Genomic DNA, 26582 nt, shown 5'->3' with positions numbered 1-26582 from the left:
GGTATTCCTCCCGCGCTTTAACTTGGGAGACCCGGCGAGGTTCCATGGCCTTCGCCGGCGTTTTGAGCACCCGGATCGGAACAACTGGCCGAGCTACGGCTTTTTAAGCACGACATTTACACAACGGTGATCAGGCTTTCACCGGCGATGGCCGGGGAGCCACGCCGTTAAACGCATGTGCCGACAACCGCAGTCTGGCTCCGAGCGCAAGAAGGAAGCGAATGTCAGATATTCCCGCCGAAGAAATCGAGGGCCGGCTGAACGCTATTCGAGTGCTCGTGACCTTGCTGCTCACCGAAGCCGCCAAAGATTCCAGCAATCCCGAACACCTGTTTGAGCAAATCGAGGATGAGCTGCAGCTTCAAAATCACCAGAAAGATCCCGGCGTCCTACCGTCCAGGGCCTTTGCGATCGAAGCCGCCCAGGCCAGCGAGCTAAAGGTGATCGCAGAGGGAGCGAGAGCTCGACTTGCCGGGTTGAAGTCAAAATCGCGCTAGAACTGGCCATCGAGGACAGACCTCTCCCGAGCCCGGCAGCCGTGGCGCCCAACAGGGAGGTCAAGAATCGGTCATAGAGCGTTGCGATCGGTCTATGTGCTGGCCGTCCGCGAAGCAGACATGCCGATCCTCGATTCGACTTCGCAATTATTCCGGCTCTCAAGGAACATTCCTGGCCCGTCCCAGTTCGGTGACGTGGAAGGTTCCCTCAACAGCAGAGGCGGCAGTTTCGTGACATCGAAAAAGGTTCGCATCGGCGTCGTCGGCGTCGGCAATTGCGCGTCCTCCCTCGTGCAAGGCCTAACCTACTATCGCCAGGCAAAAAGCAACGAGCCTATCCCTGGGCTGATGCATGCCGATCTCGGCGGCTACCACGTCGACGACATCGAGGTCGTCTGTGCTTTCGACGTCGCCAAGGGCAAGGTGGGGCGCGATGTGGCCGAAGCAATTTACAGCGCCCCAAACAACACCTTCCGGTTTGCCGACGTGGCGCCGATTGGCGTGCGCGTGGAACGCGGGCCGACGCTCGACGGCATCGGCAAATATCTGCGCGACGAAATCGAGGAAGCGGAGGAACCGGTCGCCGACGTGACCGCAGCCCTTCGCGAAAGCGGAGCCCAGGTGCTGGTATCCTATTTGCCGGTCGGCTCCGAAGCGGCCACCCAGTTCTATGCCGAACGCGCTCTGGAAGCCGGATGCGGGTTCGTCAATTGCATTCCGGTCTTCATCGCCTCGCGGCCGGAATGGCGTCGACGTTTCGAAGAGCGAGGCCTTCCCCTTATCGGCGACGACATCAAGAGCCAGGTGGGCGCGACGATTGTTCACCGGCTGCTCGCCAACCTTTTCCGGGAACGTGGCGTGCGTATCGACCGCACCTACCAGCTTAATTTCGGCGGCAACACGGATTTCCTCAACATGCTGGAGCGGGAGCGGCTGGAATCGAAAAAGATTTCCAAGACACAGTCAGTCACCAGCCAGATCGACGTTCCGCTTGAACCTGGCAACATTCATGTCGGACCAAGCGATCATGTGCCTTGGCTCACCGATCGCAAATGGGCCTACATCCGCGTCGAAGGCACGACTTTCGGCGGCGTGCCATTGAATGCCGAGCTGAAGCTGGAAGTCTGGGATTCGCCCAACTCCGCCGGCGTGGTGATCGACGCCGTGCGCTGCGCCAAGCTTGCTCTCGATCGCGGTATTGCGGGGGCGCTCACGGGGCCGTGCAGTTACTTCATGAAGTCGCCACCGGAGCAGTTCACCGACGCCGAGGCCCGCCTGCGGACGCTCGCTTTCATCGCAGGCAGGGACGAGCCGATGCTCGACGCTGCGGAATGACCACGACCTTCTTCCTTGTCCGGCATGCGGCGCATGACGACGTCGGCCGCTGCCTGGCCGGCCGCCTGAACGATATCGACCTCGGCACCGCCGGCCGGTCACAGGCTCAGAATCTGGCCCAACGCATGGCGAGGGAGCCGCTTGCCGCGATTTTGAGCAGTCCACGCAAGCGCACGTTGGAGACCGCGAAACCCATCGCCATGTCATGCGGCGTCGAGCATGTTTCGATCCGCCGCGAATTGGATGAGATCGACTTCGGTGCATGGTCCGGCAAGACGTTCGAAGAGCTGAATGGCGATGCCGCCTGGCGAATGTGGAATGACCAGCGACAGAACGCACGCACGCCGAGCGGCGAGACCATGCTGGATACGCAGCAGCGGGTTATCGGCCTGATGGATGCGTTGCGCCAACAGAAGCCAAACCAATACGTCGCGCTGATCAGCCATGCGGACGTCATCAAGGCTGCGGTGTGCAAGGTCCTTGGCCTTCAGCTCGGCGACTGCTTTCGTTTCGACATTGAGCCCGCCTCGATCACCACCATCGTCCATGGCGACTGGGGCTCAAAGCTCATTCGCCTGAATGAAGTCGCCTGACGGGAGCTGCCGATGCGCATGGTCATCTTCGGTCTCACTGTCACTTCCTCCTGGGGAAACGGACACGCCACGCTCTGGCGCGGGCTGATACGAGCGCTCGCGCCACTCGGCTGGCGTATCAGCTTCTTTGAGCACGACACCCCCTACTACGCCGGCGCAAGGGACCTCGACCATCTCGATGGCGGCAACGTGGTGCTCTATGGGGGTTGGGATGATGTTGCCCAGGCCGCGGCGGTCGCGGTCCGGGAGGCTGACGCTGTCATTGTCACCTCCTACTGCCCGGATGCTGTTCAAGCCTCACACCTCGCGCGCGAGAGCTGTCCCGGACTGAAAGTGTTCTATGATCTTGATACTGCGGTGACGCTGGCGCGCATCGAACAAGGCGACCAGCCACCCTATTTCGGCCCGGAAGGGCTTCGCGATTTCGACCTGGTGCTGAGCTACACCGGCGGCCCGGCGCTTGATGCACTCAAGACCATGCTGGGCGCGCGTCTCGTCGTGCCGCTCTATGGCCATGTGGATCCCGGCCACCATCGGCCGTCGCAGCCTCGGGCCGAATTTGCCGGAGATCTGTCCTATCTCGGCACCTATGCCGACGATCGGCAGACCGGCGTCGAAAAATTGCTTGTCGCGCCGGCAGTCCGGATGCCCGACCGCCGCTTTGTCATTGGCGGCGCACAATACCCGCAGGATTTCCCGTGGAGCGACAATATCTTCTTCGTCAGGCATCTGCCGCCCGCCGACCATCCGGCCTTCTTCTGCTCGTCACGTCTGACCCTGAACGTCACCCGCGAGGCGATGGCGCGTAAGGGTTGGTGCCCCTCGGGCCGGTTGTTCGAAGCGGCGGCCTGCGGCGCCGCGATCGTTTCAGATGACTGGCCGGGCCTGGAAAGCTTCTTCGAGCCTGGCAAGGAGATACTGCTCGCGCATTCCACGGAAGACGTGGTCGCAGCGCTCGGTTTATCGGATGGCGAGATCGAAGCGCTGCGCCGTAGAGCCCGTGAACGCGTGCTCGATGAACACACATCCGCTCGCCGCGCCGCGGAACTGGATCGAATCCTGAATGAGGCGCCCCGGGCGCCGGCAAGCGAACAGATGAAGGAAGCCGTCTGATGTTGGGCATCGTGCCCGCCGCGGGGCGCGGCAGCCGCATTCAACCGCTGGGCTTTTCCAAGGAGTTGCTGCCGGTGGGCAGCCGGATGGACGGGCAAACCGAGCGCCCCTGCGCGGTCAGCGAATATCTGGTGCGCCGAATGGTGCGCAACGGCGTCGACAGGATCTGCTTCATCATCGGCTCGGGCAAGTCGGACATACTCGAATATTATGCCGCCGGCTATGACAGCGCCGCCGCTATCTTCGTGGCCCAGCCCTCTCCGGTCGGCCTTTGCGACGCGATCTTCCGCGCCGCGCCTCTCGTCATGCCGGAAGAAACGGTGCTGATCGGTCTGCCGGATACGATCTGGTTTCCCGAGGACGGCTTCTGCCAACTTCCTGACGACCGTCTGTCGTTCCTGCTGTTTCCTGTGGACCGGCCGGAGCTTTTCGACGCCGTGGTCACCGATCAGGATGGCCGGGTCGAGCAGATCCAGGTCAAGCAGCAGGACGCGGCCACGGACTGGGTATGGGGAGCATTCAAGATGCCGGGCCGCATCTTTCACCGGCTCGCGGGGCTCTGGCGCGAGCGGGATGGTTGCGACGAATATTTCGGCACGCTGGTCAATGCCTATCTGGACGTCGGAGGTGAAGCCTTAGGCGTCAAGGCGGGCTTGGCCTATGTCGATGTGGGGACGTTCAACGGCTACCGCACGGCACTGCGGCTACTTGAAAACAACGAAACGTCGGAAGACGAAGGCACGCCGATGTTGGTGCCGCCCAGCAGTTCCCAGGTGCCGTACCTGCCAGGCGAAGGAGGCTGACCATGTTGCATTCCGACGCGGAAATTCGCCGTCGCATCGATGCGCTGGGCCCGTGGTTTCACAACATGGAATTGGCCGGCGTTCAGACGGCTCCCGATCATTTCCTCGGCAACTATCCTTTGGTCAAATGGCAGAAGTTCGCTGATGCGATCCCGGCCGATCTTTCAGGCAAGTCGGTGCTCGACATCGGCTGCAACGCCGGCTTCTATTCCATTGAAATGAAGAAGCGGGGCGCCGATCGCGTGCTCGGCATCGATTTCGACGTGGCCTATCTGACGCAGGCGCGTTTCGCCGCCGAAATCGCCGACTGCGACATCGAATTTCGCGAGCTGTCGGTCTATGACGTCGGCGCCCTCGGCGAGACTTTCGACATCGTGCTCTTCATGGGTGTGCTCTATCACCTGCGCCACCCGTTGCTGGCACTCGACCTGATCCGCCGGCACGTCGCGCGGGATCTGGTGATCTTCCAGTCGATGCAACGCGGCAGCAGCGAGGTCCCCGCGCTCGAACAGAACTACCATTTCTGGACGCACGATCTGTTCGATCGACCTGAGTTTCCGAAACTGCACTTCATCGAACACCGCTATGCGGACGATCCGACCAACTGGTGGATTCCGAACCGCAGTTGCATCGAAGCCATGCTGCGCAGCTCAGGTTTCGAGATCCTGCTTCACCCGGAAGACGAGGTCTACTTCTGCCGTGCGTCCGGTGAGCCGGCTGGCGGAGGCGCGGTCTACCCTGCGAAAGGAAGAAACGATGATTGAAGCTGCGATGATCTGGAACGAGCCCAACAACAAGTCGCATTGGGACCCCGAACTCGATCCGGACTGGAGCCGCTTCGCGAACATGGCAATCCTGGCGGCCGATGCGATCGGTCTCGAAAACCCGGCGATCACCCGGGTGCTCGGTGGCATTTCGCCGATCGACGCCGGGTTCATGTCATTGATGAAGGGGTACGGTGTGCTCGATCGTGTCGACGCCGTTGCCGTGCATGGCTTCCCGCTCGACTGGAATCTTTGGCAAATGCATGAATGGCCGCAAAAGCTCGCCGAGATTGCCGAAATCACCGATCTGCCGATCTGGATCAGCGAAGCCGGCGTGTCGAGCTTCGGCGCCGAGGAGGTCCAGGTCTGGGGCCTGCGGCGGACTGCGGAGCTGCTGCTTGGCCGCGCACCCCGCGTCCAATGGTACAGCCTCTACGATTTGCCGCACGCCTGGGGCGCGACCACGCGGCATCGCGAGGTGGAAGGCTCCTCCTATTACCGTCATTTCTACATGGGCCTGCTGCGCGAGGATGGCACGCCCAAGCCGGCTCTTGAGGAATTCCTGCGCCACACTCCGCAGATGGGCTTGGTCCAGTGGTTCCATTTCGAGGACCACCGGCTGGACGAAGCCGTCGCCTGGATGAAGCGGCTGGGCGTCACAAATCTGCGCACGGGCCTTTCCTGGGCCGACAGTTTCAGACCGAACGCTCTCGATTGGTTCGACCGCCAGATGGAAGCCCTGGCGGATTTCGACGTCACCGTCACTTTTTGCTTCACGCCCGAACACCGGGGCATGCAGCCTCACCACACAAGTCCGCCACAAGTGCCCGAAGAATTCGCTGAATTCTGTGCGAGCATGATGCGCCGCTACGCACCTGGCGTGCACAGCGACGCGATGCCGATGCGGCGGGTCTCGGCCGCATGAGGTCACCATGTCGTCCATCGACCAGTCACCTAATCTGCTGGCAGAATTCGCCACACGGCTGACCGGCAACGACGTCGATCCAGGTGCCGGTATAATGATCGTCGTGGCGCACCCGGACGACGAGACGATTGGCATCGGCGGCCACCTCGCCGGACTGTCTGAGTGCCGTATCGTGCATGTCACGGACGGAGCCCCGCGCAACCTTGCCGACGCAAAAGCCAATGGTTTCGATACGTGGCAAGACTACGCCGATGCCCGTCGCGGTGAATTGGGGGCCGCGCTGTCGGCGGTGGGCCTGTCGTGCGGAATCCTGACCCGCCTTGACTATCCTGATACGGAAACGGTCATGCATCTCGTCCCGCTCGCGCAGGAGCTGGCCTGCCTCTTGGCTGCCGCCGAGATCCGCTTCGTCTGCACGCATCCCTATGAAGGAGGACATCCCGACCACGACGCCACTGCCTTCGCGGTTCATGCCGCCTGTCAGTTGCTGCGCCGCGACCGGTGTCCGGCGCCCAGCATCATCGAGATGGCATTTTACGCCGCGGGGCCGAAAGGCCCTGTCTTCCAGGATTTCGCCGATGATCTCGGGACGGATCGTATCGAGGTACGTCTGACCGAATCGGCCTTTCGGCTTAAGCGAGCCATGCTGGCCAGCTACACGACCCAGTTGCGGACGCTTGCATCGTTCTTTGGGGCGACAGAGCGATTCCGTTTGGCGCCCGCCTATAACTTCCGCGCACTACCCAACAACGGGAGGCTCTATTATCAATTGCTGCCGTTGGGGTTCGAGCCCACGACCTGGCTGAGCGCCGCGGCTCGCGCGCATGAGGAGCTTCGGCTCGATCAGCCATGACGCTTACCGTGCTCAACGTCGCCTATCCGCTTGCGCCCGTCGGCCCCGATGCGGTCGGCGGTGCCGAGCAGGTGCTGTCGATGCTGGATCGCGCGCTGGTGCGGCAAGGCCATCATTCCATCGTCGTCGCCTGCCGGGGCTCCAGCGCGGCCGGGACACTGGTTGAGACACCCGCGGAAACAGGCGTGCTCGATGAGACGGCAAAAAGCCGCGCCCAACGCGCGCATCGCGCGGCAATCGCTGCGGCCCGGGCGCGTTGGCCGATCGACGTCGTTCACCTGCACGGCATCGATTTCGACGCCTATCTCCCTGGCGACGGCCCGACGCTTGTGAGCCTGCACCTGCCGCTCGCCTGGTATCCACCCGACGTGCTGAGACCGGCCCGTAAGGACCTGTGGCTGCATGCTGTTTCGGAGGCGCAGCAAAAAACCGCGCCGCCTGGATCGAGACTGATCGCGCCGATCCCAAACGGCGTAGACATCGATGCGCTGAACGAGATGCGATCGCGGCGCAATTTTGCGCTCGTGCTGAGCCGAATTTGCCCGGAGAAGGGCGTCCATCTGGCGATCGAGGCCGCCAAGCGTGCCGCCGTGCCGCTTGCGATTGGCGGTCAGATCTATCCCTACCAGACACATGTCCAGTATTTCGCCGACGAGGTGGCGCCTCGCCTCGACAGACGGCGGCGCTTCTTGGGACCGCTCGGGTTTTCCGCCAAGCGGAGGCTTCTGAATGCCGCCCGTTGCCTGGTCATTCCGAGTCTTGCCGCGGAAACAAGCTCACTGGTTGCCATGGAAGCGCTTGCGTGCGGCACGCCTGTTGTGGCCTTTCCGAATGGCGCCCTGCCCAATGTCATCGAACACGGCAAGACCGGATTTCTCGTCAACGATGTTGACGAGATGGCGAGCGCCATAAAGGCCTCGGCCGACCTCGACAACGAAACATGCCTGGGCGAGGCGCGACATTGCTTCTCGCTCGATCGCATGATTTTGGCCTACATGGATGCCTATCGGGCATTGGCAGAATTCGGCGCTTCCCACTCGGGGTCGAGGGCCGCGCAGTGAACGGCTTGCGCACCGATGTCATACGGGACCCGGGTGCGTTCGACGATCTTGAGCCGCATTGGTGGCCGCTCTGGTCGCAATGCGCCTCTGCCACGCCTTTCCAGTCGCCCGCCTGGCTGTTGCCATGGTGGCGGACGTTCGCGCCTGGCGATCTCTCGGTGATCGCTGTGTGGAGCGGAAATGATCTCGCGGGACTGGCACCGCTCTATCTCGAGAGGCACGCGTCAGGTTCGCGCCTGCTTCCGATCGGGATATCGCTGAGCGACTATCTCGATGTTCTTTGCGTACCCGAACTCAAGAAAACCGTCGGGACCGCGATTGCCGAAACAGTGCTTTCGCTCGAATGGGCGCAATGGATTCTGCCGGATCTTCCGGCTGAAGCCGTGTCCCTGGATCTCGTACTGCCCGATATTGAAGAGAACCTGTCTGCCGGCCATGCCGCCTGCCCAGTGCTTGCCTTGGCCGGCGGCGAGACGATTGCGGGCTCGGTTCCCGCGCGGCGAAGACGACAGCTTCGTCGCGCTCTAAGAGCCGCGCGACGGAGAGGCCGGGTAACGATCACGCGTGCGGAAGCCGCACCAGAGATGTTTCTCGGCCACCTGATCCGCCTGCACAAAGCCCGTTGGGCTGGAGAGGGCGGTGGCGTGTTGACGGACATGGCCCTGGGATTCCATCGGAAGGCCCTGCCCCGCCTTGCCGCGAACGATCTGGCGCGATGCTGGCTGATCGGAATCGGCGACGCTGTCGTCGGTGCGTATTATGGCTTCCATCATCATGGTCGCGCCTATGCCTATCTCGGTGGTTTCGACTTGGCCTATGCGCAGGAGAGCCCCGGCGCGATCCTGATCGGCGAGGCCATTGCCGAAGCCGCTCGCGAAGGGGCACGGGAGTTCGATTTTCTGCGCGGCCGGGAGAGATACAAGTATAGCTGGGGGGCGGTGGACAGGTGGACGGCACAAAGGGTCTGGACCCGGAGCGCAGAGCTGTGATCGCGGCAGAAGAGCAGAGGATGGCCGCCAGCCGCATTCTCGAGAATTGCATGGCAGACGACCTGTCCGCCGAGGTAGCGGTAGCCAGACTGGCCGTCAATCTTACGGCGGAAATCAATGCTGCGGAATTGGCGGACATCGCGCTGGAGATGCGGACAAAGGCCTCCCATTGCAGAGACTGGCTCGAGGACGTGGCCGCGCTTCTTTCGGCCAACACGGACGCCTTCGACAGTCTTCGGGCGACGGCAGGTTCCGTGTGTCATGACCGACAGGACGGCGAAACCGGTGAGGTGACGGTCCGCCGGCTGGCCAGCGGGTTTGACCAGGCGGTCGCCATCTCACCGGCTGCCAGCGTCCAACTTTCGTCGCTCGGCGATGAGGAAAAGCTCTCGGCCACGACCGCCGAGATCGCCTCTTGGCTTGAGAAACACGGGTTTACAGGCGCGGACAAGACAATACTCGACATCGGCTGTGGTATCGGCCGTTTCGAATGCCAACTCCACGCCAAGACCGGGCATATTGTCGGTACCGATATTTCCTCCAGGATGATCGCAGTCGCGCGTCGGCGGTGCGCCGGGATCGGCAACGTCGAGTTCCGCCAGACCTCTGGCCTGGATCTTGGCGAATTCGCCGACGAGAGCTTTGACGGCATCCTGGCGGTGGACATTTTCCCTTACCTGGTGGTCGCCGGCGTCGCCGAGCGGCACTTCAGCGAAATGGCGCGCCTATTGCGACCTGGAGGGATGGCGGCAATTCTCAACTATTCATATCGAATGTCGCCCGCCGCCGATTCTTCCGACATCCGCAACCTCGCCAATGCATGTGCCATGGACATCGTGATCGACGGCGACACGCCGTTCCGTCGCTGGGATGGCACCGCCTTTCTTATTCGTCATACCGGCGGAACATAACAGGCGAACCGAAGTTCGGGCGCCGAAACCACTTGCGCAGAAGCTGGCAGACCCAGGAGAAGCAGATGGCATTCGGCGGCAAGAAACACATGGGCCGCGGCAGTCAGGGCAAAGGTTCCGGGACCGGGGCGAAAACGGAGGTTCCGAAAGACATGCTCGGCGAAAATGACGTCCTGTCGAACCGGGATAAGAAGCAGCATACAAAACAGCGCGGCCTCGACAGCAATCGGACCAAGTCCGATCAATATCAGGACCACGCGGGAAACCGGCTTCCCGAAGACTAAGCTTGCAGCGGCTCTCACCGGACTTGCAGGCGCGCAAACGGATCAGGTATGGGGTCAGGCAGAGGGCTTTGCTCTGGGCAAAATCCAGTGCCGAGCCAAGGCTGATTGGCGGCTGGAGCGCCTTGCAAACTCTGGCCGTCTATGGTCTCAGTGAATTTTCGAAGGGACCTTAATTGCTAAGAGAATGCCATGTCTCGCCCGAGCCAACGCGATCCCGCCAGCGACGCAAGCCTGAGCATAGACAAAGAGATTGCATCGCTGTTGACCGCGATCGAGCAGGAAAAGGTCCCCGATCGCCTGATCAAGCTCGCGATTGAGCTGCAGAATGCGCTGATCCAGAAGCGTCGCTGTGAACCGGAAACCTGACGCATGCCTTCATCGAGGTCTGTCAGCAGCCCTATCCCAGTGGTCTTCCAACACATGCTCATGTCTTTCGACCAGCGCTTGCGATGAGCTTTCATCAAGCGATTCCAAGACGCATGCACGCGCGCGGTTGAGGCGGCTTTTGATGGTTCCTATCGCGCAATTGCATATCTCGGCGGTTTCTTCGTAGCTGACGCCCAGCACACCGATCAGCATCAGCACTTCGCGCTGATGTGACGGAAGCTTCTGGATGGCTTGGTAAACTTCCTTGCTCTGAATGGACCACTCTTGGGAGGCTTCCGAAATCGGTCTGCTGGAGACGCAATCGAGCAATCCAGGTGCTTCTCTGGCTGCAGCCTTCACCCGCGTATAGTGCGTGTTGCGCATGATGGTGAAAAGCCAGGACTTCAAGCGCGTCCCCGGCTCGAACTTGTCCAAGTTGGCAAGCCCTTTGGTCAAGGTCTCCTGCACCAAGTCATCGGCATCATCGGGAACACGGCAAAATGTGCGTGCAAACGCGCGCAAGGCAGGGATGAGATCGACAACGTTGATTTCGCCCGGCACGCAGTCAGGCGTGGCATGGCCATTGGGTAACACGGTTCGAACCCCGACAGCGAGTTGATAACAATGACTAGGAAGAATGCGCAACGATGACGATCGTTCCTGTTCGAAACGAACCTTGCTCGGGTGTCGTTCACTAATCATTGATACCGCGGTTCCGGCTACAGGAACCAGCTCACTACCAGGCCAGCCGAGGCCGCAAAGATTGCTGTCGTCGTGATGCCCCCCAGGATGTTCGTGCTTCGGCTATTGATCCTGTCGCCCATAATCCTGCGATCGTTCGTCATCAACAGGATCAACAGCAGCAGCGGGGGAGTGGAAAAGCCTTGCACCACGCCCGCCCAGACCAGCGCATGCATTGGATTGAAGCCAAGAAAATTTAGGACGACCGCGATCAGGGTGAATGCCCCCGTCGCCAGATAGAAGGCCGGCGCTTTCTGCGGCTTCGCGTTCATGCCATGGTTCCAGCCCATGGCCTGCGCGAGATCGAAGGCAGCGCCTGTCGTCATGACAGGAACCGCCAGAAAGCCGACACCGATCACACCGGCGGCGAAAAATATGCCTGCTGCATCGCCAGCAAGCGGTCGCAGCGCTTCAGCCGCCTGGGCCGCCGTTTCGATTTGGGTTTGGCCGGCCTTGTGAAGCGTCGAACCCGTCGAGAGGATGATGAAGTACATGATCAGGTTGGAAAAAGTCATGCCGATCAGAATGTCGTGGCGCGACCGGCGCAACTCTCCCTCAGTCGCTCCTTTGCGCTTCTCAAGAGTGGTTCTGCCCTTGGCGATCTCCTCTTCCACCTCCTGGTTGGATTGCCAAGTGTAGAGGTAGGCCGAAAGTGTCGTTCCTATGATCGCAACCAGTATAGACAAGTACTCACGGTTGAGATGAACCTTCGGCAGAAAAGTACCGCCTAACACCGAACTCAGTTCTGGCTTGGCGAAGACAGCCGAGACAACATAGGCGAGCAGCGCCAACGCCAGTACCCGGAATAGATTCCTCAGGAGGCCGTATGAACCAAAAACTTGAAGAGCGAACATAAATGCTGCAATGAAAACGACGATCATCGGCACGGGCAACGGCACGAACAGGTTGATCGCCGCCGACATGGCGCCGAGATTCGCGGCAGCCTCGATCGTGTTGCCAATCAAGACTCCAACCAGGACCGACCATAGCAGCCAGCGCGGGTAGAAATCCGCGATGACCTGGAACAATCCCCGCCCCGACACCTGGCCGAGCTTCGATGAGAGGTACACGACAGTGTACATCATCGGCAGTGTCACGGGTGCGGTCCAAAGCAGGTCGGGCCCGAATCTTGCTCCCGCGCTGGCATAAGTTCCGATTGCCGAGCAATCGTCGTCGGCTGCCCCCGCGATTAAGGCCAGCCCAACGGCTCTTCCGACATCTTTGCGCCCGCGCCTGTCCGCCTCATTATTGGCTTGCTCGGTCATCACTTGCGCCCGGTGCCGTCGGAAAAGGATCGGCCAAACATGAGTGAATGGGTGCCGCCTTGATTCCTGCGGCCGAACTGCCCCGTCGGGCGTTTTGTTCCGCCGCAGGATCCGGCCATCCAGCTGTGGAGGTCATGCATCACATCCCGTGAGCAGAATTTTCAGAGCTCTTGGAACGACTGCCTATGGCTGGTGAACCGCCAATAGGCTCCGTCTGGTTGGTTGTTGGCTACAGGCGCAAGTTCGCCTGCCCTGGCGGCAGTGGTCTATGAAAGATGCCGCAGTTTGCTGAGAGAAGGCCGATCACTACGGGCCAGAGCGCCGCGTGGCCTTAATCCTTATGCTCGCCGAAACGCGCGACCGCCTCGATCAACATCGTCGTGTCGACAGGCTTCGATAGTCTCGGCGAATCCTGGAACTGATCGGGGAACACCGTGGCGCTGTCATAGCCGGTGAGAAAGACAAAAGGCACACCGCGGGTGGCGAGGTGCTCCGCAATTGGGAAGCTGCGTTCGCCATGCAAGTTGACGTCGAGCACCGCCCCGTCCAGCTTGACGCCGTCGATCTGCTCAAGTGCCTGTTGGACGGAGGGTGCGGGACCGACGACATCGCAACCAGCTGTCTTCAATTCGTCCGACAGATCGAGCGCAAGCAGGAATGCATCCTCGACGACGAGAACCCGCAGGCCGGATAATGGAGCGTTCTTATTCATTCGTTTCTGAGCGGAAGATCGACGGCTTCCGTCCGGGACAAGGGTATTTCAAGCAGGCATTCCACGCCCGAGGGCTTGAAGCTCAACCCCACAGTTCCCCCCAACTCGTATTCCAAACTCTGCTGGATGAAGGTTGTTCCGAAATTCCTGCGGGATGGTTCTTCTACGATCGGGCCGCCGATTTCTTTCCAGCTGATCGCTAACGTGTTCAACGTTACGACATCCCAGGACACTTCGACGCGGCCGGTGTCTACGGAAAGCGCACCATATTTGGCGGCGTTGCTGGCGAGCTCGAAAAAAACCATGCCGAGCGTCGCCGCCGTGGCCGAATTGAGGTGGAGCGGCCGCCCCTTGACAACAACGGCCTGGCGTTCCGTGCTGCCGTAGGGAGAGAGCGTCGCCCTGAGCAGCTGCTCGAGATCGGCATCGCCCCAATTGTAAGATGACAGGACCTCGTGCGTGCGGGCCATCGCCTGCAATCGCTCGTGAAATGATGTCGAGAACTCGCCTATCGAGATCGACGAACGGGTCATGCGCGAAGCCAGCGCGGTAACCGTGGCGAGGATGTTCTTCACGCGGTGCTGTAACTCGTGCAGCAGCCTCTCCTGGCTCCGCTCCGCCTCCTTGTGGGTCGATATGTCGACCAGGGCCGCGATCGCACCGCGGACCTTGCCGGATTCATCGAACAGCGGATTTGCCGAAATCATCACGTCGACGCTTGAACCGTCCGCCCGCGTGATGCGCGCCTCATATCCGGGAATGGCTTTGCCCGTCCGCATCGCTTTTTGCAGGGGCTGATCCCCCGCGTCCACTGCAACGCCGTTAACCGTCAGCGGCAGCACAACCGCCATTGATGCCAGCTTGCCGTCCGCGCCGCTCCGGGCAGCAAGTTCAACCGCCCGGCGATTAGCACGGATCGCCTCGAAGTTACCGTTCTCGGCGATGAGAATGCCCACCGGCACCAGGTCCAGCAGCGTTGCTAGGCTTTCGACGCGGTTGCGCAGATCTTGCGAGAGCGTGCCGATCTTTTCCTCGGCTTTCACGATCTGGGTGACATCGACGAAGGTGACGACCACGCCGGCGATGACATTCTCGACCGTACGGTACGGCAGAACGCGCATGATGTAGCGCCGGTCGTTGTCGACGCCCTCGATCTGCCGCTCGATCGCTCCAAGCCGCTGTAGCACCTGCTCCAAATCGCCCTGCAATCCGTCGGCCAGAAACCGCGGACGTACATGCGCGAGGGGCCGCCCGACATCGCTTTCGACCAGCCTGAACAGGTCGCGCGCCGTCGGCGTAAAGCTCTTGATGCAGAGATCGCGGTCGAGGAAGACGGTCGCGATCTGGGTGCTTTCGAGCAAGTTCGCCATGTCGTTATTGGCGCGGCTGAGTTCGTCGACACGGATGCTGAGCTCAGCATTGACTGTTTGCAATTCCTCGTTGATCGACTGCAATTCCTCTTTCGAGGTTTCCAGTTCCTCGTTGGACGACTGCAGCTCCTCATTGATGGATGACAGCTCCTCGTTGGACGATTTCAACTCCTCGTTGGAGGATTCGAGTTCCTCCGTCGTGATCTGCAGCCGTTCCCTGGTTTCCCTCAGCTCCTTTTCGAGCTGGCTGACATTGGCGCTTTCGACATCGTCGGCTGTGCGGTCTGGCTCGTCCACGGCTTCCGGTTTGATGCCCGCCGATATCGCGGAACACGAGCATGTAGAGCGGATCTGCCGAGCCGTCAGATGGCAGCGGCTGAACGACGAGGCTGATCGTCTGGCGTCCGCCATTGGTGCCTACCGTAATGTTGCTCTGGACCGCCACCTGTCCGGAGCTGACTGCTTTGTGAAGCGCTGCCCGCAAGTCCATGCGCAGACCCCGCCTGGCCATGGAGAAGACGTTGTGGTCGGGTGCGCCGGCGGCGAGCTCAAGATACTTGCCTGTGCCGCCGGAACTGTGCATCAGTTCGCCGGCGGCGTTGACTACCACATGGGCGGGCGAATAGCGCTGGAGGATCAGCCGTTCCGCGAACTCCTGCAAGGTTGAAGTCGTGGCGCGCTGACGTGCATGCGGGGCGGGCTGCCTGCCCGCTGCGGCGAGCGGGAATTCCGGCAGCCGCTGCACCGCCACCTCACCGCGCTTCTGGAAGATGCGGCTGGTCTTGTCCACGGTCGAGAACAGGCGCCCGTGACGCGTGACGTTCTCGGACGATCCGAGAAACAGATAGCCGTTGCTGCGCAGAGCGTAGTGGAAGACCGGCACGATCTTCTCCTGCAGTTCAGGGCCCAGATAAATCAGCAGGTTGCGGCAGGCGATCAGGTCGAGCCTGGAAAACGGCGGGTCGCGTAGAAGATTGTGTGCTGAAAATAGGCAGATTTCCCGCAAATCGGCGCCGACACGATAAGTGCCATCCTCGCGCGTGAAGAATTCCTTGAGGCGCTTCGGCGTGACATCGCTTGCGATCGCCGCGGGATAGCGCCCGGCGCGAGCTATTTCCAGCGCGCGCTCGTCAACGTCGGTCGCGAATATCTGCAGGCTGGCCGAAACGGCACCGCGCGCGTTCTCCTTCAGCAGCATCGCGATCGAATAAGCTTCTTCGCCGGTGGCGCAGCCCGGCACCCAGACCCGGATCGTCTCGTCCGGTTTGCGGTCCTCGAAAAGCTTCGGAATGACGAAACGTTCGAGCGCTTCGAAGGCCCGCGTGTCGCGGAAAAAACTGGTCACGCCGATGAGCAGATCCTGGAACAGCAGATCGATCTGCTGCGGATCGTCGCGCAAGTGCTCATAGAAAGTCGCCGGATCGTCGATCTGCAGCACCTGCATGCGGCGCTGGATGCGCCGCATGATAGTATTATCCTTGTAGCCGCTGAAATCGTGGCCGGTGCGTACTCGAAGCAGCGTCGAGATCCGCGAAAGCTGTTCCGCCAAGTCGCGCTTGCGGCGGTCGCGCTCGCTTTCGGTCCGGTTGGAGCGGCTGAAATAACCCACCAGCTTTCCCGCCATTTGACCTGCGGGAAGCACCATGTCGACCAGCCCACCCTGGACGGCGCTTCGCATCATGCCGTCATGTTCGGCGCTTTCCTGCGCCAGCGTCAGTCCGCCGTGCTCCTTGATTGCCCGCAGTCCGATCGTGCCGTCGCTGCCGGTGCCCGAAAGGATAATGCCCGCCGCATACTCAGCCTGCTCCCGCGCCAGCGACGTGAAGAAATCGTCGATCGGCGTGCGCTTGACACGCGCGGCAGGCATCTTGGCGAGGTGAAAGTGGCGGTCCTCGACTGTTACCGAGACGCCCGGGGGGATCACGTAGATATTGTCCGGCTCGATCTCCACACCCTCTGCCGCTGTTTGCGTTTCGATCGTGGTGGAGCGTTGGATGATGCTGGCAAGCGCGCTTTCATGCTCGGCGTCGAGATGCTGGATCACCACATAGGCAAAACCGCTGTCGGCCGGCACTTCGGGAAAGAATTGCTGCAGCGCTCCGATGCCGCCCGCCGACGCGCCGATGCCTATGATGGGGAAGGACGCGGGCTCTTTGGCATCCCCACGTGGCCTAGCCTTCGCGTTTCTTGCCGTTGCCTTCCTGGTCGACTGTTCCATTGCCCGTTACCCGAACCCGCCTGCTTTCGAGGATGCGCTCGACGAGAGCGGCATCCGCATCGTATTCTTTTGCCCGCTGGCCAAGCTCTTTCGCGAGCTGCGAGCGATGCCGTGTTCTTTCCCGCTCGGCCATGCGCCGGGCAAATTCCGCCCGTTGCTGATGTGACCGCAGCAGGCTCCATAGAATCTCATCCGCCTCGATCGCCTGCGCTTCCAATACCGCCTCGGCAGTAAAAGCGTGTCCGGTATGACACCGGTAGCGCAGCATGTCACCGTCTTCGAGCTCCCACAGCGGCCCGTTGCATTCTGGGCATGTAAACACCGACAATTCGCCAAGTCGATCTGCTTCTTTCATGGTCGAATGCTCCTGCGCGGCGATGGCCGCCTCCAGTCTGACCATTGGCGGGGCAGGCAAGGTGCTGTCAGCCGGCTCGGCCGCCAGCTTAGCCAGCAGGCGAGCGAGCTCGGCCGCCGGCACGCAATGGTCGACCTCGACATATTGCAGCGCGCTTTCCACCATGGATGGCACCAGCGCGTCCTTCGGGTGCTGCACGGCCGCGATCCCGCCGACCGCCTTGACGGCTCTCAAGCCGGCGGTGCCGTCGGAAAGCGCACCCGAGAGCAGGACGCCGATGACGCTCGCGCCGTAGCTGAGCGCCGCCGAGCGGAACAGCGGATCTATGGCCGGCCGGGCGAGGTTTTCGCGCGGTCCGCGCCGCAGCATCATGTGGTCGCCATGCAGGAGAAGATGGAAGCCGGGTGGCGCCACATAGATGTTGCCGGTCCTGAAGGACGCGCCGTTCTCGGCGACCGAGGTTTTGAGCGTGGCGACGCGGTCGAGGATTGCGGGCAGATAGCTGATCTGGCCGACATGGAGCACGATGAACACGGCTGCCGGCAGCTCGGCGGGCAGATCGCTCACGATCTTCTTCAGCGGTTCGATTCCGCCCGCCGACGCGCCGATGACAATAATGAAGCGGTTGCGCGCCTGTTCTTGCGGCGAGCTTGTCCGGTTCGCGCGAGCAGGTGAAATGCGGTTTCGAATATCGACCATGAAATCCGTGGGCGCCCTTGCCCTCGATCATAAAGTCGACCAAGCGGGATAAGGTTCCATCAGGTGGCGCCGTCGTCGATCTGCAACTGCAAAATGTAGTTGGGTACCAGCGAGGCGCAATACGTTTGCAAAAGCAAACGCCTACTCGCGACAACCCTCTTGGCAGGAACTCCCGGACATCGCCGCCGTTGTTATGCAATGCAACCTAAGGAGACTTTGGACCATGGATTGGAACCGCGTCGAAGGAAATTGGAAGCAGGTCAAAGGCAAGGTGAAGGAACAATGGGGTAAGCTCACCGACGATGATCTCGACCGCATCGCCGGCAAGCGCGACCAGCTTGAAGGCAAGATCCAGGAACGTTACGGCATCGAGAAGGATCGTGTCCGCGCCGACGTCGATGACTGGGCTCGCCGCCAAGGCTGGTAGGCCAACGCTCAATGAAGAAGGGTTGTATCGCTCGAATCAACCCTTCTCCAACTCGCGTCAGCGTATGACCACACGAACGTTGCGCTCTCGCCATGCTTCAAAGTCCGAATTTGGGGCCGCGAAGCTATTAGCTGACCAAATGAGTCTGCCACGGTGAACCATGGCCAAGAAGAAATTGAAATCAGCATTGTCCGCCATAGCGACAGCCTCTCGCTCGGAGGCTACCGAGGCGGTTTATTTTGCCCGCAAATGCGGTCTCACGCCTGAGGAAGCGCTAAGAATTATTCGGCAGGCAAGTGAATCCCCGGGGTACGAGATTCCAGCGAACGGGAGCGCTAACACTCAATCTCGTTAGGCTTGGCCTGCATGGATGGCGGCTGTGTTGCGGGCATTCTGGATAAGCACGTGCCGAGAGGGAACCTGCGCCTTTGCGATCGCAAGCCGACCCGGACGGAGCCGCCCGGCGCCCCGCCGCTGGAGACATATCGCGGAGATGGAACTTCAGTCACAGCTAATTGTTCCATCTTTGGAGGCGGATTAGCATGACCAGATCGTCGCTTCATCTGCTCAAGGGCATCGGATATTCGATCTCCGCGGCAAGCGTGATCCTGCTGGCGATCGTCAGCTGGGATAGCGCATCGAAAAGTCCGTTGCTGATTGCCTGCTTGCTCGGCGGCGCCGCCACTTCGATCATCGGCATGTTCTGCCGCTGGCTTTCCTACGAGATCGAAAAGCGATGGGAGAACGATAGGACCGACAATGAGGCGACGCCAGCCGCCAGGGCGGCTCGGGATGACTACCTGCCAGCTCCACTAAAAATAATTCGCCCGCCGGCAAGCCAGCGGGCGAATTTGATTGAGTAATGTCAGCAAGCGAGCGGCGTTTGCAGTCAGTCCGGACGAACAGCGCCTCGTCTTCATCGCGCTGCTTGCCGCCGAGCGCTGCGGCGACGCTGGCGATGAAAGCGCCCACAATCACGGATAAAGCGCCGACCAGCGCGAAAGCGGCGCTTGCCTTCCTGGCCGTATCGGCGGCCGCTTTTGCCTTGTTCTTGGCATCGTCCATGCCGGCGAGGACGGTGTCTACGCGCTTGGCGGCGTCGGCAGGGGCGACGCTCAGTCCTCCCGCCGCCAGACCTGCGAGACCAGCAGCGTGATCAGGCAGATGAAAACGATCCAACCACGAATCTTGTTCTCAGGAGATCCGAACCGCACTGCGGTCGTGGGTCCAGATCGAAATTGCGAGCCCGGCCTGCTCTGCACCATCGGCGCGCGATCCTGCCGGCTGCCGCTCAGCACCGAATAGGCGCGGGTGATCTCGGCGCCGAATAGAAATATCTGGGCCGAGTAATAGACCCAGAGCAGCACGACCATCAGCGCGCCAGCGGCGCCATAGGACGTCGCGATGGCGCTGGTGCCGATGTACCAGCCGATCAGCGACTTGCCGATGGTGAACAGCAGCGCCGTGACCAACGAGCCAACGGCGACGTCGCGCCATTTCAGCGTTCGGTCCGGCAGGACCTTGTAGATCGCGGAAAAGAGCAGCGCGATCAGCACGAACGACACGACGGTGTTGATCGCGCTCACGATCAGCTCGCCGAAAGGCAGGTGCTGGTTGATGACCGCGCCCAGCGCCGAGATCGCCGTGCTTGCCGCGAGCGACACCAGAAGCATGAAACCAAGAGCCGCCACCAGGCCTAGGCTCGCAGCCCTCGCCCGCACCAGGCGCGAAAGCGAAACGCCATTGGGCCTGACCTTCCATATCTGGTTCAGCGACAGCTGCATCTCGCCGAAGACGCCGGAGGCGGTAACAAGGAGCGCCATCAGCCCGATGAGGGTGGCCAGCGTGCTGGATCCTCGATGCGAAGCGGTCTCGATCGTTGCCTTGAGGAGATCGGCGCTCTGCGGCCCCATCACGCCCGCGAACTCGGCTGAGAGCGCGAGCTGGGCAGCATCGTTGCCGACGACGATGCCGGCGATCGCCACCACGATGAGAACGATCGGCGCAAGGGAGGTCGCCGCGTAGAAAGCAATCGCAGCGCCGTGGCTCAGCGCGTTGTCATTGACGTAGCCGCTGACGCTTTCCTTCAGCAAAAGCCAGCCTTCCTGCGACCAGTCGGTCTTCGATTTCTTGTCTTCCGCCATGCGATGGCCAGCGCCCAATTAAAGCGGGTCGGGTGGGACAAGAGCTCGACTGCCTTTTCGTTGGCCAAGGTGTGAAGCCGGAAAGACCACCCTGTTCTCTTTACCACCAGGTCCGACTAACGCGGCCCGCAGAGGTCAATTGCGCGTGGATCGAATGGTTCCGACCTTCAATGCCTGGTCGAAATAGGCCTGGTCTTACGGCAGCGGCGGTTGCGTTCAATAGCCTCCGATGATCGGCAAGATCTCGCCGGTGATATAGCTGGAGCATTGCGGCGAAGCGAGAAAGACGTAGGCTGGAGCGATCTCTTCCGGCTGGGCCGGCCTCTTCATCGGCGTCTGGGCGCCGAAGCGCGAGACATCCTCCGCCTCCTTTTCCGATGGGTTGAGCGGCGTCCACACAGGTCCAGGCGCCACGGCATTGACGCGAATACCCTTGCTGACCAGACTGCCCGAGAGAGCCCGCGTGAAGGCATGGATGCCGCCTTTGGTCATCGAGTAGTCGATCAGATCCTTCGAGCCTTCGATGCCGGTCACCGAACCGGTGTTGATGATCGCCGAGCCCTGTTTCATGTGCGGCACGGCCTCCTGCGCCATATGGAAATAGCCGTAGAGATTGGTCTTCAGCGTGGTGTCGAAATGCTGCTCGGTGAGATCGGCGAAATCCGACGAATGCACTTGAAAGGCGGCGTTGTTGACGAGCACGTCCAGTTTGCCGAAGACCTTCAGCGTCTGCTCCACCGCCTTGCGGCAGAAGGTCCGCCTGGCGACATCGCCGCGTATGGTAATGCAGCTCCTGCCTTCGGCCTCGACTGCTTGCTTTGTCACCTTCGCGTCGCGATCCTCGCTGAGGTAGACAACGGCGATATCGGCCCCTTCACGGGCGAACAGCACGGCGACCGAGCGGCCGATGCCGGAGTCGCCGCCAGTGATCAGCGCCACCTTGCCAGTCAGCTTGTTCGATCCCTGCCAGAACGGCGCATCATAAAGCGGCGCCGGCTCGATCGCCCATTCCTCACCGGGTTTCGGATGATGCTGCTTCGGGAACGGCGGCACCGGATATTTGCGCGCGCCCGCCTGCATGGCTCGTTGCGATTTGGATTTGCCGTTCGGCTTGGCGCGATCGGCCGCATCGACCTTGCGCTGCACACTCCGCTGCTTGCTAGCCGCCTGCTCGGAAGTGGATCTGGTCCGCGTGGCGGATTTGGTCGGTACGGCGGATACTGCGGCCCTGGCGGATTTCGTCGGCATCGGTTTTCTCCTTCGCTTTCGGGGGACAACGCATGCGGACAGAAAAGGTTGAGGTTGCACCGCGCCTCCAGCTTTCCGGTCATCTTCGGGCAGGCGCCAGCCCTCTGTGGATACATCGAAGTTGGATGCAACCACTCGGCGGCAGCTTCGTTTATGGCCACTACACGGTGGCAAGATGAAATCCTTTTGGACCTACAATCCCATTCTTGTTCCGGCAGCGGCGGCCCTGACGGCGGTGCCCTTCATCGGCCCCGCCTGCGGCGTGAACGAGTGGTTAGGATGGTGAAAGAGCCTTGAGCAGATTCCTGCCGCTCACGATCCACTTCGTCAACGGCGGCACGATGGTGGTTTCCTCGATCGCCGACGCCAAGAAGGCACTTGGCAGGGCGTGGAAGAATAAGGACGCGCCAGCCTATCTCAAGGCGGCTCGCCTTGTGGAAGACGCGGGTGAAGGGATTTGCCGTCCGGCAATCGCCTTTGCTGCTTTCAAGAAAGCGGCCGCTGAGCAGGGTCTGCTGGAGGATTCCGGGCCGAGCATAGCGCTGAGCATACTCGACCAGCTTTCGTCCGGCGACCGTAAAGGTCCGCTGACGTGACTACCTCCTCCTACTTCGGCTCGTCGGAATTTTCTGAACATCAGTTCACAAGTTATTTCGTCGGGAACATCGGTCGATCATGCCTGTTTTGTTGCTCAAGGAAGTCGAACACCTTCCTTGAGTTCAGTAGCTTAGAACAATGGGCGCCGTTCCTTGGAAAGGCATCCCGTCGAAGGAGACATTCATGGCGAAGAAAAGTTCGTCCGGCGCCGCGAACGGCCTCGAAAGCCTGTTCGTGGACGGCCTGAAAGACATCTATTATGCGGAAAAGAAAATCCTGAAGACGCTGCCGAAGATGGCTAAGGCGGCGCAGGCGGAAGAAGTGAGCGCGGCCTTCGAAAAGCATCGCACCGAAACGGAAGGCCAGGTCGACCGGCTCGAACAGGTTTTCGAAATGCTGGGCAAGCCGGCACGAGGCAAGACGTGCCCCGCGATCGACGGTATCATCGAAGAGGGATCGGAGATCCTCGAGGAATACAAGGACGAGCCGGCGCTCGACGCCGGCCTTGTAGCTGCCGCCCAGTCGGTCGAGCATTATGAGATAGCGCGCTACGGCACGCTGATCGCCTGGGCGGAGGAACTGGGGCTGAAAGACGCCCTGCCCTTGCTGCGCGAGACCCTCAAGGAAGAATCCGCCACCGACGAGACACTTACCAAGCTCGGCGAAAGCGGTGCGAACAAGCGGGCCCTGCAGGCGGCCGCGTAAGGCGCGCTGACGAGATATGCGCTGCCGTTCGCATGCCAGCGCCGAGCCTGGGGATGCGGTCCCGGTCACCTGACCGGGCCGCATTCTTTTGACGGGATAATGGCGCGGCGAGACAGCAACCAATCAGCGTGTCGTCTTTTTCTTTCTAGCGATATTCCTCATTCCTGCTTTTTTAGCAGAGCGGCCGCTTGCTTGGCGTTGCACCAGCCTTCCGCGAACCCTCGGCATTCCTTTGTTTGACGCGCATGAACTCATTCGATCGGGCCAAAAACGACTTTGTTGGCATCGAACATCACCGAAGCGGAGGTTCAAGAATTCAGAGATAGGGGTGCAAGAGCCAAAGCCGAAAGCGGACGCGCCGCTGCGCCGGTGTAAGGCGGTGCTACTTAGCACCTCGATTCGTGTTGTGTGCACTTTCCTGATTTTTGCCGCGAAGGATGTTGCGGTCGTCCGGGTCGACGAGGTCGGGCGGGTCGCTTCTGATATCCGACCCCTTCCGGCGCGCCTCGCGCTCGGCAGCCGATTGCTTCAGGTCCGCCTCGGCGTCGAATTCCTTGGGCGCGTTTTTCGTGTTCTCGCGCTCCTCGATGATGCGCATTTGCTGCTCACGGGTTCTGCGTCCGGTCATCGCTTTCTCCTGTGCTTTTATTGCTAACGGCAATTGGGACTGTGTCGTTCCGGCTGCGTGCGAGGAGTTTTTATCGTTCTGGATTTGATAAGCGCTCAGGCGCCGGTTCGGTTCTGAACGACAACAGATCGCCTACGACGAGAATGACTATCCAGGCAGGCGGCACTTAGCTTGCAGGACGACGGTATAGCGCGTGATCAGGCCTTCCTCGGGATCGTCTCCCTGGAAGTGGATGTCTGCGGCCTCCGGAGGCCTGCAATCTTTCCCGTACTGCTTGACGGCGGACACGCGGACGGTTCGGATTTCCGGATCCTCTCTCATCAACTCTATTGCAGCGAGCTCGGCCGTGCTGCTGCCGCCGACCCGCCAACTGGCCTCGAGCACGCCTGACCGCCAAATGCCGGACGAGTCGATCCCTTGGCCGACATCGTAGTTGCGTCGCGAGGCAAAAAATCCGGGGTAATTGGCCATGGCCGCGTCGTACGCTTGCGCCTGCTCGACGGCCAGCTTCAGCGTGAGCGGATGGTCCGAATTCTGAAGTGCCCGCCAACCACCACGCAGAACGTTCAGATGAGAGGCGCCATAGACGGCCTGACCTTTGTTGTCGAGAGTCGTCGTCTGGGTGCCGTGGTAGCCGACTTCGATTTCATTGATTCTCGTTATGCCAACGCTCAGCGTGATGATGGCGTGAATATTCGTTTCGAGCACAAGCCCACACGCTTCCAGATCAGACGAGGAAAAACGCTCCATCAGCCTCTCGAAGTCACGAAACGTCGTCGCGACGACTTGGCCACTGCCCCGCGACAAAAGCGGGGGCTTGAGACGAACCGGACCACGCCTGAGCAGACGTTCTGCTGCTCGCAAAGCATCCGATCGCGAGAAAACAGTATAGCCAGGTAGCACAGCCATGCAGGTGGCTTCGCCGAACTGTGAGCGCCATCCATTCGGTCGGCCGGCTGAACCGTCGAGGAGTGGGTGCGTTATGGCCTTGGTCTTTACGAAATGCCACGGCACAACCCCGCCATAGAGGTGTTCTGGTCCACGAATTCCCAAGCGGGCTGCATCGGCCGCAAGCAGGCTATCGTCAGGGACAAAATAGTGGTTCCCCGCCTTGTTGGTGACGCCTGCGACATCCTCTTCGAAGGAAAATCCCTTGAGACGAGCGATGGCGCGAACGACGGTCCCGATCACCGATAGCTCGTGGGCGCGGATCGGTTCACCCCCTGGTGCTCGGAAAGCAACGACCACGCCGGTTGCCTCGGTCGACATGTCCAAATGCACGCGGTTGTCGCGGTCTGACATTTTTGTTCGCCCGGAAAGTCGCAGCCCGAACGTCCCAGTCACGGCTCGTCAATGTCTCGCCTCGACGGGTTCTGCGAGGTGACGAGCTCTTCCTCGTCGTCCGGCAGTGGCTCGTCGCTGACCGGATGCGCATCCTGGTCATTTCCGTCGAGCGCTCGCTTCTTCTTGGGCCGACGAGGAAAATCGTCGCCCGTCGGCGCGGATCCCGGCAGCGTCCCGCTTTCTTTGATCGCGCTGCCCTCTTGCCGTTCGACCTCCGATTTCTCGGACGCATTTGTACGCTTCCTACGCATCGTCAGCTGCCTGTCTGCGCCTGCTGCGCAACGATGATGAAGGTCACTGCCAGTATGGTTTCGCTCTCACTGCCACCGTTGGCATTCTCCTTTGCAGCATAAACAACAGTTTCACAAAGCCGCTGTTCCATTCCACGAAAGCGGCCATGAGCGGCCCAGCGCGAGACCGGCGCGCTCAGCCTGGAGGCTTCCACCTCTCGCGCCGCGCAAATCCCAGGAACAAGCAGCAGCCACGCGGGTTCGGTACATGTCCCAAACACATAGGAGAATTCCGGATGAGACAGGATATATCGGCTGGAGCGAAATTCCCGGATTATGTTCTTCCCGACCACACCAAGACAGCTCGGCGCCTATCGGATCTGCAGGGCGACCAGCTTATGGTCATTGTGCTGACGCGTGGCTCATTCTGCCCGAAGGATCGTCGGCATATGCTCGAGCTCGTGCGCTTCCATCCGCAGTTCGTCGTCGGCTACACCCAACTTGTCACCATCACAACGGACGACTGGCATACCACGAACAACTACCGCCAGCAGACCGCGGCCTCGTGGCCGTTCCTCTATGACGAGGAGCGGATCGTACAGAAGGATCTGGACATCAAGGAATATACTGACACGTCGCACGACGTGATGATCCCACACACAATCGTGCTCGGCCGCGATCTGAAAGTGTTTAAGATCTACAACGGCTATTACTATTGGGGACGACCGGCGGTCTCGGAGTTGCACGCCGATCTGCGCGAGTTGGCGCGCCAGACCTATCGCGATTGGGACATTACCGAACCCGAACTGCGGCAGAAATGGAAAACCGGCGACAAATCAGACTTCTATCCCTATGGAGACAATTCAATCTCAATGGACGAGCTGATGCTACAAATGGCGGGGGCAGTCGATCAATTCGCAGGCCGATCTGACAAAGGGTGAAATCGTTCGCCCGCGATTTCAAGCAACTCGTTTCTTAGCCCAGCACAGCCACGGCAATGGCCCCGCGCGAGCATTCGGAGTCAGAAGCAAACCCGCCAGACAACCCGGGAAGCGGTTCACCGCCGGTGTGCAGGGCGCGTGTCGCCTTTTCTCTCCGGATCATGGCTATGATGACGGTCGCGCTCGCCGCCACCACCGGAGACCCCGCTATGGCTGCGCTGATCGGAACTCGCCGTTGGTTTTCTGATCTTCAATGGAGCTTTGGCGTTCTCGTGAGCTGCGCCCGGGCCGCCTTGTCTTACGCTCGCGGGCGTCTTGCTGGATGTCGACATGTTCAACGGTCCTGCTGACTACGCTGTGGAGTGACGTTCACCCTGGTATTGCCCTGGTGCCCGCGTTTCTCTGGATCTTGAACTGGAGATCCGCCCTTGCTCTTCTGATCAAGCGGCGCCTGTTTCGGGTCG

31 protein-coding genes and 1 pseudogene are annotated in these 26582 nt (G+C 60.8%); 17 read left to right on the top strand and 15 right to left on the bottom strand.

Features of this window, described 5'->3' with window-relative positions:
- The first annotated feature begins 221 nt into the window (after positions 1–221).
- The 13 genes from FJ978_RS13365 (at position 222) to FJ978_RS32795 (ending at position 10494) form a co-directional block, all read left to right on the top strand.
- On the top strand, positions 222–497 hold the full coding sequence (locus FJ978_RS13365) for a hypothetical protein (protein ID WP_140572475.1): 276 nt from the start codon (positions 222–224) through the stop codon (positions 495–497).
- Between the two features lie 231 nt (positions 498–728).
- The gene (locus FJ978_RS13360) at positions 729–1832 is read left to right on the top strand and encodes an inositol-3-phosphate synthase (protein WP_140572474.1); all 1104 of its coding nucleotides are present in this window, start codon (positions 729–731) and stop codon (positions 1830–1832) included.
- Positions 1829–2425, top strand: coding sequence for a histidine phosphatase family protein (locus FJ978_RS13355; protein WP_013897188.1), 597 nt, complete (start codon positions 1829–1831; stop codon positions 2423–2425). The genes FJ978_RS13360 and FJ978_RS13355 overlap by 4 nt, the downstream gene beginning before the upstream one ends.
- 12 nt (positions 2426–2437) lie before the next feature.
- Positions 2438–3538 (top strand): glycosyltransferase, encoded by a 1101-nt coding sequence (locus FJ978_RS13350; protein ID WP_140572473.1) that lies wholly within the window; start codon positions 2438–2440, stop codon positions 3536–3538.
- On the top strand, positions 3538–4341 hold the full coding sequence (locus FJ978_RS13345; protein ID WP_140572472.1) for a sugar phosphate nucleotidyltransferase: 804 nt from the start codon (positions 3538–3540) through the stop codon (positions 4339–4341). Before FJ978_RS13350 ends, FJ978_RS13345 begins: the two co-directional genes overlap by 1 nt.
- 2 nt (positions 4342–4343) lie before the next feature.
- Positions 4344–5105, top strand: coding sequence for a TIGR04290 family methyltransferase (locus FJ978_RS13340; RefSeq protein ID WP_140572471.1), 762 nt, complete (start codon positions 4344–4346; stop codon positions 5103–5105).
- Positions 5098–6030 carry a beta-xylosidase gene (locus tag FJ978_RS13335; RefSeq protein WP_013897192.1) on the top strand — a complete coding sequence of 311 codons (933 nt, stop codon included), beginning with the start codon at positions 5098–5100 and terminating at the stop codon, positions 6028–6030. The genes FJ978_RS13340 and FJ978_RS13335 overlap by 8 nt, the downstream gene beginning before the upstream one ends.
- Before the next feature lie 7 nt (positions 6031–6037).
- Complete coding sequence (locus FJ978_RS13330) at positions 6038–6883, top strand: PIG-L family deacetylase (protein WP_140572470.1); 846 nt, start codon at positions 6038–6040, stop codon at positions 6881–6883.
- Positions 6880–7944: a glycosyltransferase gene (locus tag FJ978_RS13325; RefSeq protein WP_140572469.1), complete on the top strand. Its 1065-nt coding sequence runs from the start codon at positions 6880–6882 to the stop codon at positions 7942–7944. The genes FJ978_RS13330 and FJ978_RS13325 overlap by 4 nt, the downstream gene beginning before the upstream one ends.
- Positions 7941–8933, top strand: coding sequence for a GNAT family N-acetyltransferase (locus FJ978_RS13320; protein ID WP_013897195.1), 993 nt, complete (start codon positions 7941–7943; stop codon positions 8931–8933). The genes FJ978_RS13325 and FJ978_RS13320 overlap by 4 nt, the downstream gene beginning before the upstream one ends.
- Positions 8934–8983: 50 nt before the next feature.
- Positions 8984–9844 (top strand): class I SAM-dependent methyltransferase, encoded by an 861-nt coding sequence (locus FJ978_RS13315; RefSeq protein ID WP_224730550.1) that lies wholly within the window; start codon positions 8984–8986, stop codon positions 9842–9844.
- A 65-nt stretch (positions 9845–9909) separates the two neighbouring features.
- The gene (locus FJ978_RS13310; protein WP_140572466.1) at positions 9910–10128 is read left to right on the top strand and encodes a hypothetical protein; all 219 of its coding nucleotides are present in this window, start codon (positions 9910–9912) and stop codon (positions 10126–10128) included.
- A 189-nt stretch (positions 10129–10317) separates the two neighbouring features.
- The gene (locus FJ978_RS32795) at positions 10318–10494 is read left to right on the top strand and encodes a hypothetical protein (protein ID WP_013897198.1); all 177 of its coding nucleotides are present in this window, start codon (positions 10318–10320) and stop codon (positions 10492–10494) included.
- 9 nt (positions 10495–10503) lie between these two features.
- On the opposite strand, the gene FJ978_RS13305 is transcribed toward FJ978_RS32795, so the two are convergent.
- From FJ978_RS13305 to FJ978_RS13280, 6 genes are all read right to left on the bottom strand, one after another.
- Positions 10504–11055, bottom strand: coding sequence for a sigma-70 family RNA polymerase sigma factor (locus FJ978_RS13305; protein ID WP_245265138.1), 552 nt, complete (start codon positions 11053–11055; stop codon positions 10504–10506).
- Positions 11056–11213: 158 nt separating this feature from the next.
- Positions 11214–12500, bottom strand: coding sequence for an Nramp family divalent metal transporter (locus FJ978_RS13300; protein ID WP_140572465.1), 1287 nt, complete (start codon positions 12498–12500; stop codon positions 11214–11216).
- A gap of 331 nt (positions 12501–12831) precedes the next feature.
- Positions 12832–13212, bottom strand: coding sequence for a response regulator (locus tag FJ978_RS13295; protein ID WP_013897201.1), 381 nt, complete (start codon positions 13210–13212; stop codon positions 12832–12834).
- Positions 13209–14582, bottom strand: a complete 1374-nt coding sequence (locus FJ978_RS33185; protein WP_246678133.1) for a PAS domain-containing protein — start codon at positions 14580–14582, stop codon at positions 13209–13211. The genes FJ978_RS13295 and FJ978_RS33185 overlap by 4 nt, the downstream gene beginning before the upstream one ends.
- Before the next feature lie 130 nt (positions 14583–14712).
- Entirely contained in the window at positions 14713–16800 is a 2088-nt protein-coding gene (locus FJ978_RS13285; protein ID WP_140572463.1) for a CheR family methyltransferase, read from the bottom strand.
- Complete coding sequence (locus FJ978_RS13280; protein ID WP_013897203.1) at positions 16754–17854, bottom strand: chemotaxis protein CheB; 1101 nt, start codon at positions 17852–17854, stop codon at positions 16754–16756. The genes FJ978_RS13285 and FJ978_RS13280 overlap by 47 nt, the downstream gene beginning before the upstream one ends.
- 223 nt (positions 17855–18077) lie before the next feature.
- On the opposite strand from FJ978_RS13280, the gene FJ978_RS13275 reads away from it, so the two are divergent.
- Positions 18078–18281, top strand: a complete 204-nt coding sequence (locus FJ978_RS13275; RefSeq protein WP_013897204.1) for a CsbD family protein — start codon at positions 18078–18080, stop codon at positions 18279–18281.
- Between the two features lie 559 nt (positions 18282–18840).
- Here FJ978_RS13275 and FJ978_RS33390 read toward each other — a convergent pair.
- From FJ978_RS33390 to FJ978_RS13255, 4 genes and pseudogenes are all read right to left on the bottom strand, one after another.
- Positions 18841–18975 carry a hypothetical protein gene (locus FJ978_RS33390; RefSeq protein WP_281406135.1) on the bottom strand — a complete coding sequence of 45 codons (135 nt, stop codon included), beginning with the start codon at positions 18973–18975 and terminating at the stop codon, positions 18841–18843.
- 203 nt (positions 18976–19178) lie between these two features.
- Positions 19179–19394, bottom strand: a pseudogene (locus FJ978_RS13265) (hypothetical protein); the annotation flags it as partial.
- 2 nt (positions 19395–19396) lie between these two features.
- Entirely contained in the window at positions 19397–20425 is a 1029-nt protein-coding gene (locus FJ978_RS13260; RefSeq protein WP_140572461.1) for a YihY/virulence factor BrkB family protein, read from the bottom strand.
- 216 nt (positions 20426–20641) lie between these two features.
- Positions 20642–21673 carry an SDR family oxidoreductase gene (locus FJ978_RS13255; protein ID WP_181176685.1) on the bottom strand — a complete coding sequence of 344 codons (1032 nt, stop codon included), beginning with the start codon at positions 21671–21673 and terminating at the stop codon, positions 20642–20644.
- A gap of 293 nt (positions 21674–21966) precedes the next feature.
- Between FJ978_RS13255 and FJ978_RS13250 the strand changes: the two genes are divergently transcribed.
- A complete protein-coding gene (locus tag FJ978_RS13250) occupies positions 21967–22269 on the top strand; it encodes a DUF982 domain-containing protein (protein WP_041164431.1) in 303 nt (100 codons plus the stop codon).
- A 184-nt stretch (positions 22270–22453) separates the two neighbouring features.
- On the top strand, positions 22454–22975 hold the full coding sequence (locus FJ978_RS13245) for a ferritin-like domain-containing protein (RefSeq protein WP_140572460.1): 522 nt from the start codon (positions 22454–22456) through the stop codon (positions 22973–22975).
- Between the two features lie 382 nt (positions 22976–23357).
- On the opposite strand, the gene FJ978_RS13240 is transcribed toward FJ978_RS13245, so the two are convergent.
- From FJ978_RS13240 to FJ978_RS13225, 4 genes are all read right to left on the bottom strand, one after another.
- Complete coding sequence (locus FJ978_RS13240) at positions 23358–23603, bottom strand: hypothetical protein (protein WP_140572459.1); 246 nt, start codon at positions 23601–23603, stop codon at positions 23358–23360.
- A 147-nt stretch (positions 23604–23750) separates the two neighbouring features.
- A complete protein-coding gene (locus FJ978_RS13235) occupies positions 23751–24905 on the bottom strand; it encodes a DUF3182 family protein (protein ID WP_140572458.1) in 1155 nt (384 codons plus the stop codon).
- A 38-nt stretch (positions 24906–24943) separates the two neighbouring features.
- Positions 24944–25198, bottom strand: coding sequence for a hypothetical protein (locus tag FJ978_RS13230; protein ID WP_013897213.1), 255 nt, complete (start codon positions 25196–25198; stop codon positions 24944–24946).
- A 2-nt stretch (positions 25199–25200) separates the two neighbouring features.
- Entirely contained in the window at positions 25201–25392 is a 192-nt protein-coding gene (locus FJ978_RS13225; protein ID WP_140572457.1) for a hypothetical protein, read from the bottom strand.
- Positions 25393–25473: 81 nt separating this feature from the next.
- On the opposite strand from FJ978_RS13225, the gene FJ978_RS13220 reads away from it, so the two are divergent.
- Complete coding sequence (locus FJ978_RS13220; RefSeq protein ID WP_013897214.1) at positions 25474–26118, top strand: redoxin domain-containing protein; 645 nt, start codon at positions 25474–25476, stop codon at positions 26116–26118.
- Positions 26119–26234: 116 nt separating this feature from the next.
- Here FJ978_RS13220 and FJ978_RS33180 read toward each other — a convergent pair whose 3' ends face one another.
- Positions 26235–26450: a hypothetical protein gene (locus FJ978_RS33180; RefSeq protein ID WP_013897215.1), complete on the bottom strand. Its 216-nt coding sequence runs from the start codon at positions 26448–26450 to the stop codon at positions 26235–26237.
- Between the last annotated feature and the right edge of the window lie 132 nt (positions 26451–26582).

The organism is Mesorhizobium sp. B1-1-7, from assembly GCF_006442705.1.
In the GTDB taxonomy this organism is placed as follows: Bacteria; Pseudomonadota; Alphaproteobacteria; order Rhizobiales; family Rhizobiaceae; genus Mesorhizobium; species Mesorhizobium opportunistum.
The sequence above is the reverse complement of the archived record's forward strand: the minus strand, read 5'-3'. Positions and strand labels throughout refer to the sequence as shown.

Excerpts from the sequence above, each read along its gene's own strand:
- FJ978_RS33180 (WP_013897215.1), bottom strand. The coding sequence starts at position 26,450 with ATGTCGACATCCAGCAAGACGCCCGCGAGCGTAAGACAAGGCGGCCCG.
- FJ978_RS13335 (WP_013897192.1), top strand. The coding sequence starts at position 5,098 with ATGATTGAAGCTGCGATGATCTGGAACGAGCCCAACAACAAGTCGCAT.
- FJ978_RS13235 (WP_140572458.1), bottom strand. The coding sequence starts at position 24,905 with ATGTCAGACCGCGACAACCGCGTGCATTTGGACATGTCGACCGAGGCA.
- FJ978_RS13350 (WP_140572473.1), top strand. The coding sequence starts at position 2,438 with ATGCGCATGGTCATCTTCGGTCTCACTGTCACTTCCTCCTGGGGAAAC.
- FJ978_RS13275 (WP_013897204.1), top strand. The coding sequence starts at position 18,078 with ATGGATTGGAACCGCGTCGAAGGAAATTGGAAGCAGGTCAAAGGCAAG.
- FJ978_RS13325 (WP_140572469.1), top strand. The coding sequence starts at position 6,880 with ATGACGCTTACCGTGCTCAACGTCGCCTATCCGCTTGCGCCCGTCGGC.
- FJ978_RS13230 (WP_013897213.1), bottom strand. The coding sequence starts at position 25,198 with ATGCGTAGGAAGCGTACAAATGCGTCCGAGAAATCGGAGGTCGAACGG.
- FJ978_RS13310 (WP_140572466.1), top strand. The coding sequence starts at position 9,910 with ATGGCATTCGGCGGCAAGAAACACATGGGCCGCGGCAGTCAGGGCAAA.
- FJ978_RS13255 (WP_181176685.1), bottom strand. The coding sequence starts at position 21,673 with ATGCCGACGAAATCCGCCAGGGCCGCAGTATCCGCCGTACCGACCAAA.
- FJ978_RS13355 (WP_013897188.1), top strand. The coding sequence starts at position 1,829 with ATGACCACGACCTTCTTCCTTGTCCGGCATGCGGCGCATGACGACGTC.
- FJ978_RS13245 (WP_140572460.1), top strand. The coding sequence starts at position 22,454 with ATGGCGAAGAAAAGTTCGTCCGGCGCCGCGAACGGCCTCGAAAGCCTG.
- FJ978_RS13300 (WP_140572465.1), bottom strand. The coding sequence starts at position 12,500 with ATGACCGAGCAAGCCAATAATGAGGCGGACAGGCGCGGGCGCAAAGAT.
- FJ978_RS13280 (WP_013897203.1), bottom strand. The coding sequence starts at position 17,854 with ATGGTCGATATTCGAAACCGCATTTCACCTGCTCGCGCGAACCGGACA.
- FJ978_RS13365 (WP_140572475.1), top strand. The coding sequence starts at position 222 with ATGTCAGATATTCCCGCCGAAGAAATCGAGGGCCGGCTGAACGCTATT.
- FJ978_RS13345 (WP_140572472.1), top strand. The coding sequence starts at position 3,538 with ATGTTGGGCATCGTGCCCGCCGCGGGGCGCGGCAGCCGCATTCAACCG.
- FJ978_RS13315 (WP_224730550.1), top strand. The coding sequence starts at position 8,984 with ATGGCAGACGACCTGTCCGCCGAGGTAGCGGTAGCCAGACTGGCCGTC.
- FJ978_RS13240 (WP_140572459.1), bottom strand. The coding sequence starts at position 23,603 with ATGACCGGACGCAGAACCCGTGAGCAGCAAATGCGCATCATCGAGGAG.
- FJ978_RS13285 (WP_140572463.1), bottom strand. The coding sequence starts at position 16,800 with ATGGAACAGTCGACCAGGAAGGCAACGGCAAGAAACGCGAAGGCTAGG.
- FJ978_RS33390 (WP_281406135.1), bottom strand. The coding sequence starts at position 18,975 with ATGATCGAAGTGGCGGCGCCGCCGAGCAAGCAGGCAATCAGCAACGGA.
- FJ978_RS33185 (WP_246678133.1), bottom strand. The coding sequence starts at position 14,582 with ATGGCGAACTTGCTCGAAAGCACCCAGATCGCGACCGTCTTCCTCGAC.
- FJ978_RS13340 (WP_140572471.1), top strand. The coding sequence starts at position 4,344 with ATGTTGCATTCCGACGCGGAAATTCGCCGTCGCATCGATGCGCTGGGC.
- FJ978_RS13295 (WP_013897201.1), bottom strand. The coding sequence starts at position 13,212 with ATGAATAAGAACGCTCCATTATCCGGCCTGCGGGTTCTCGTCGTCGAG.
- FJ978_RS13330 (WP_140572470.1), top strand. The coding sequence starts at position 6,038 with ATGTCGTCCATCGACCAGTCACCTAATCTGCTGGCAGAATTCGCCACA.
- FJ978_RS32795 (WP_013897198.1), top strand. The coding sequence starts at position 10,318 with ATGTCTCGCCCGAGCCAACGCGATCCCGCCAGCGACGCAAGCCTGAGC.
- FJ978_RS13260 (WP_140572461.1), bottom strand. The coding sequence starts at position 20,425 with ATGGCGGAAGACAAGAAATCGAAGACCGACTGGTCGCAGGAAGGCTGG.
- FJ978_RS13220 (WP_013897214.1), top strand. The coding sequence starts at position 25,474 with ATGAGACAGGATATATCGGCTGGAGCGAAATTCCCGGATTATGTTCTT.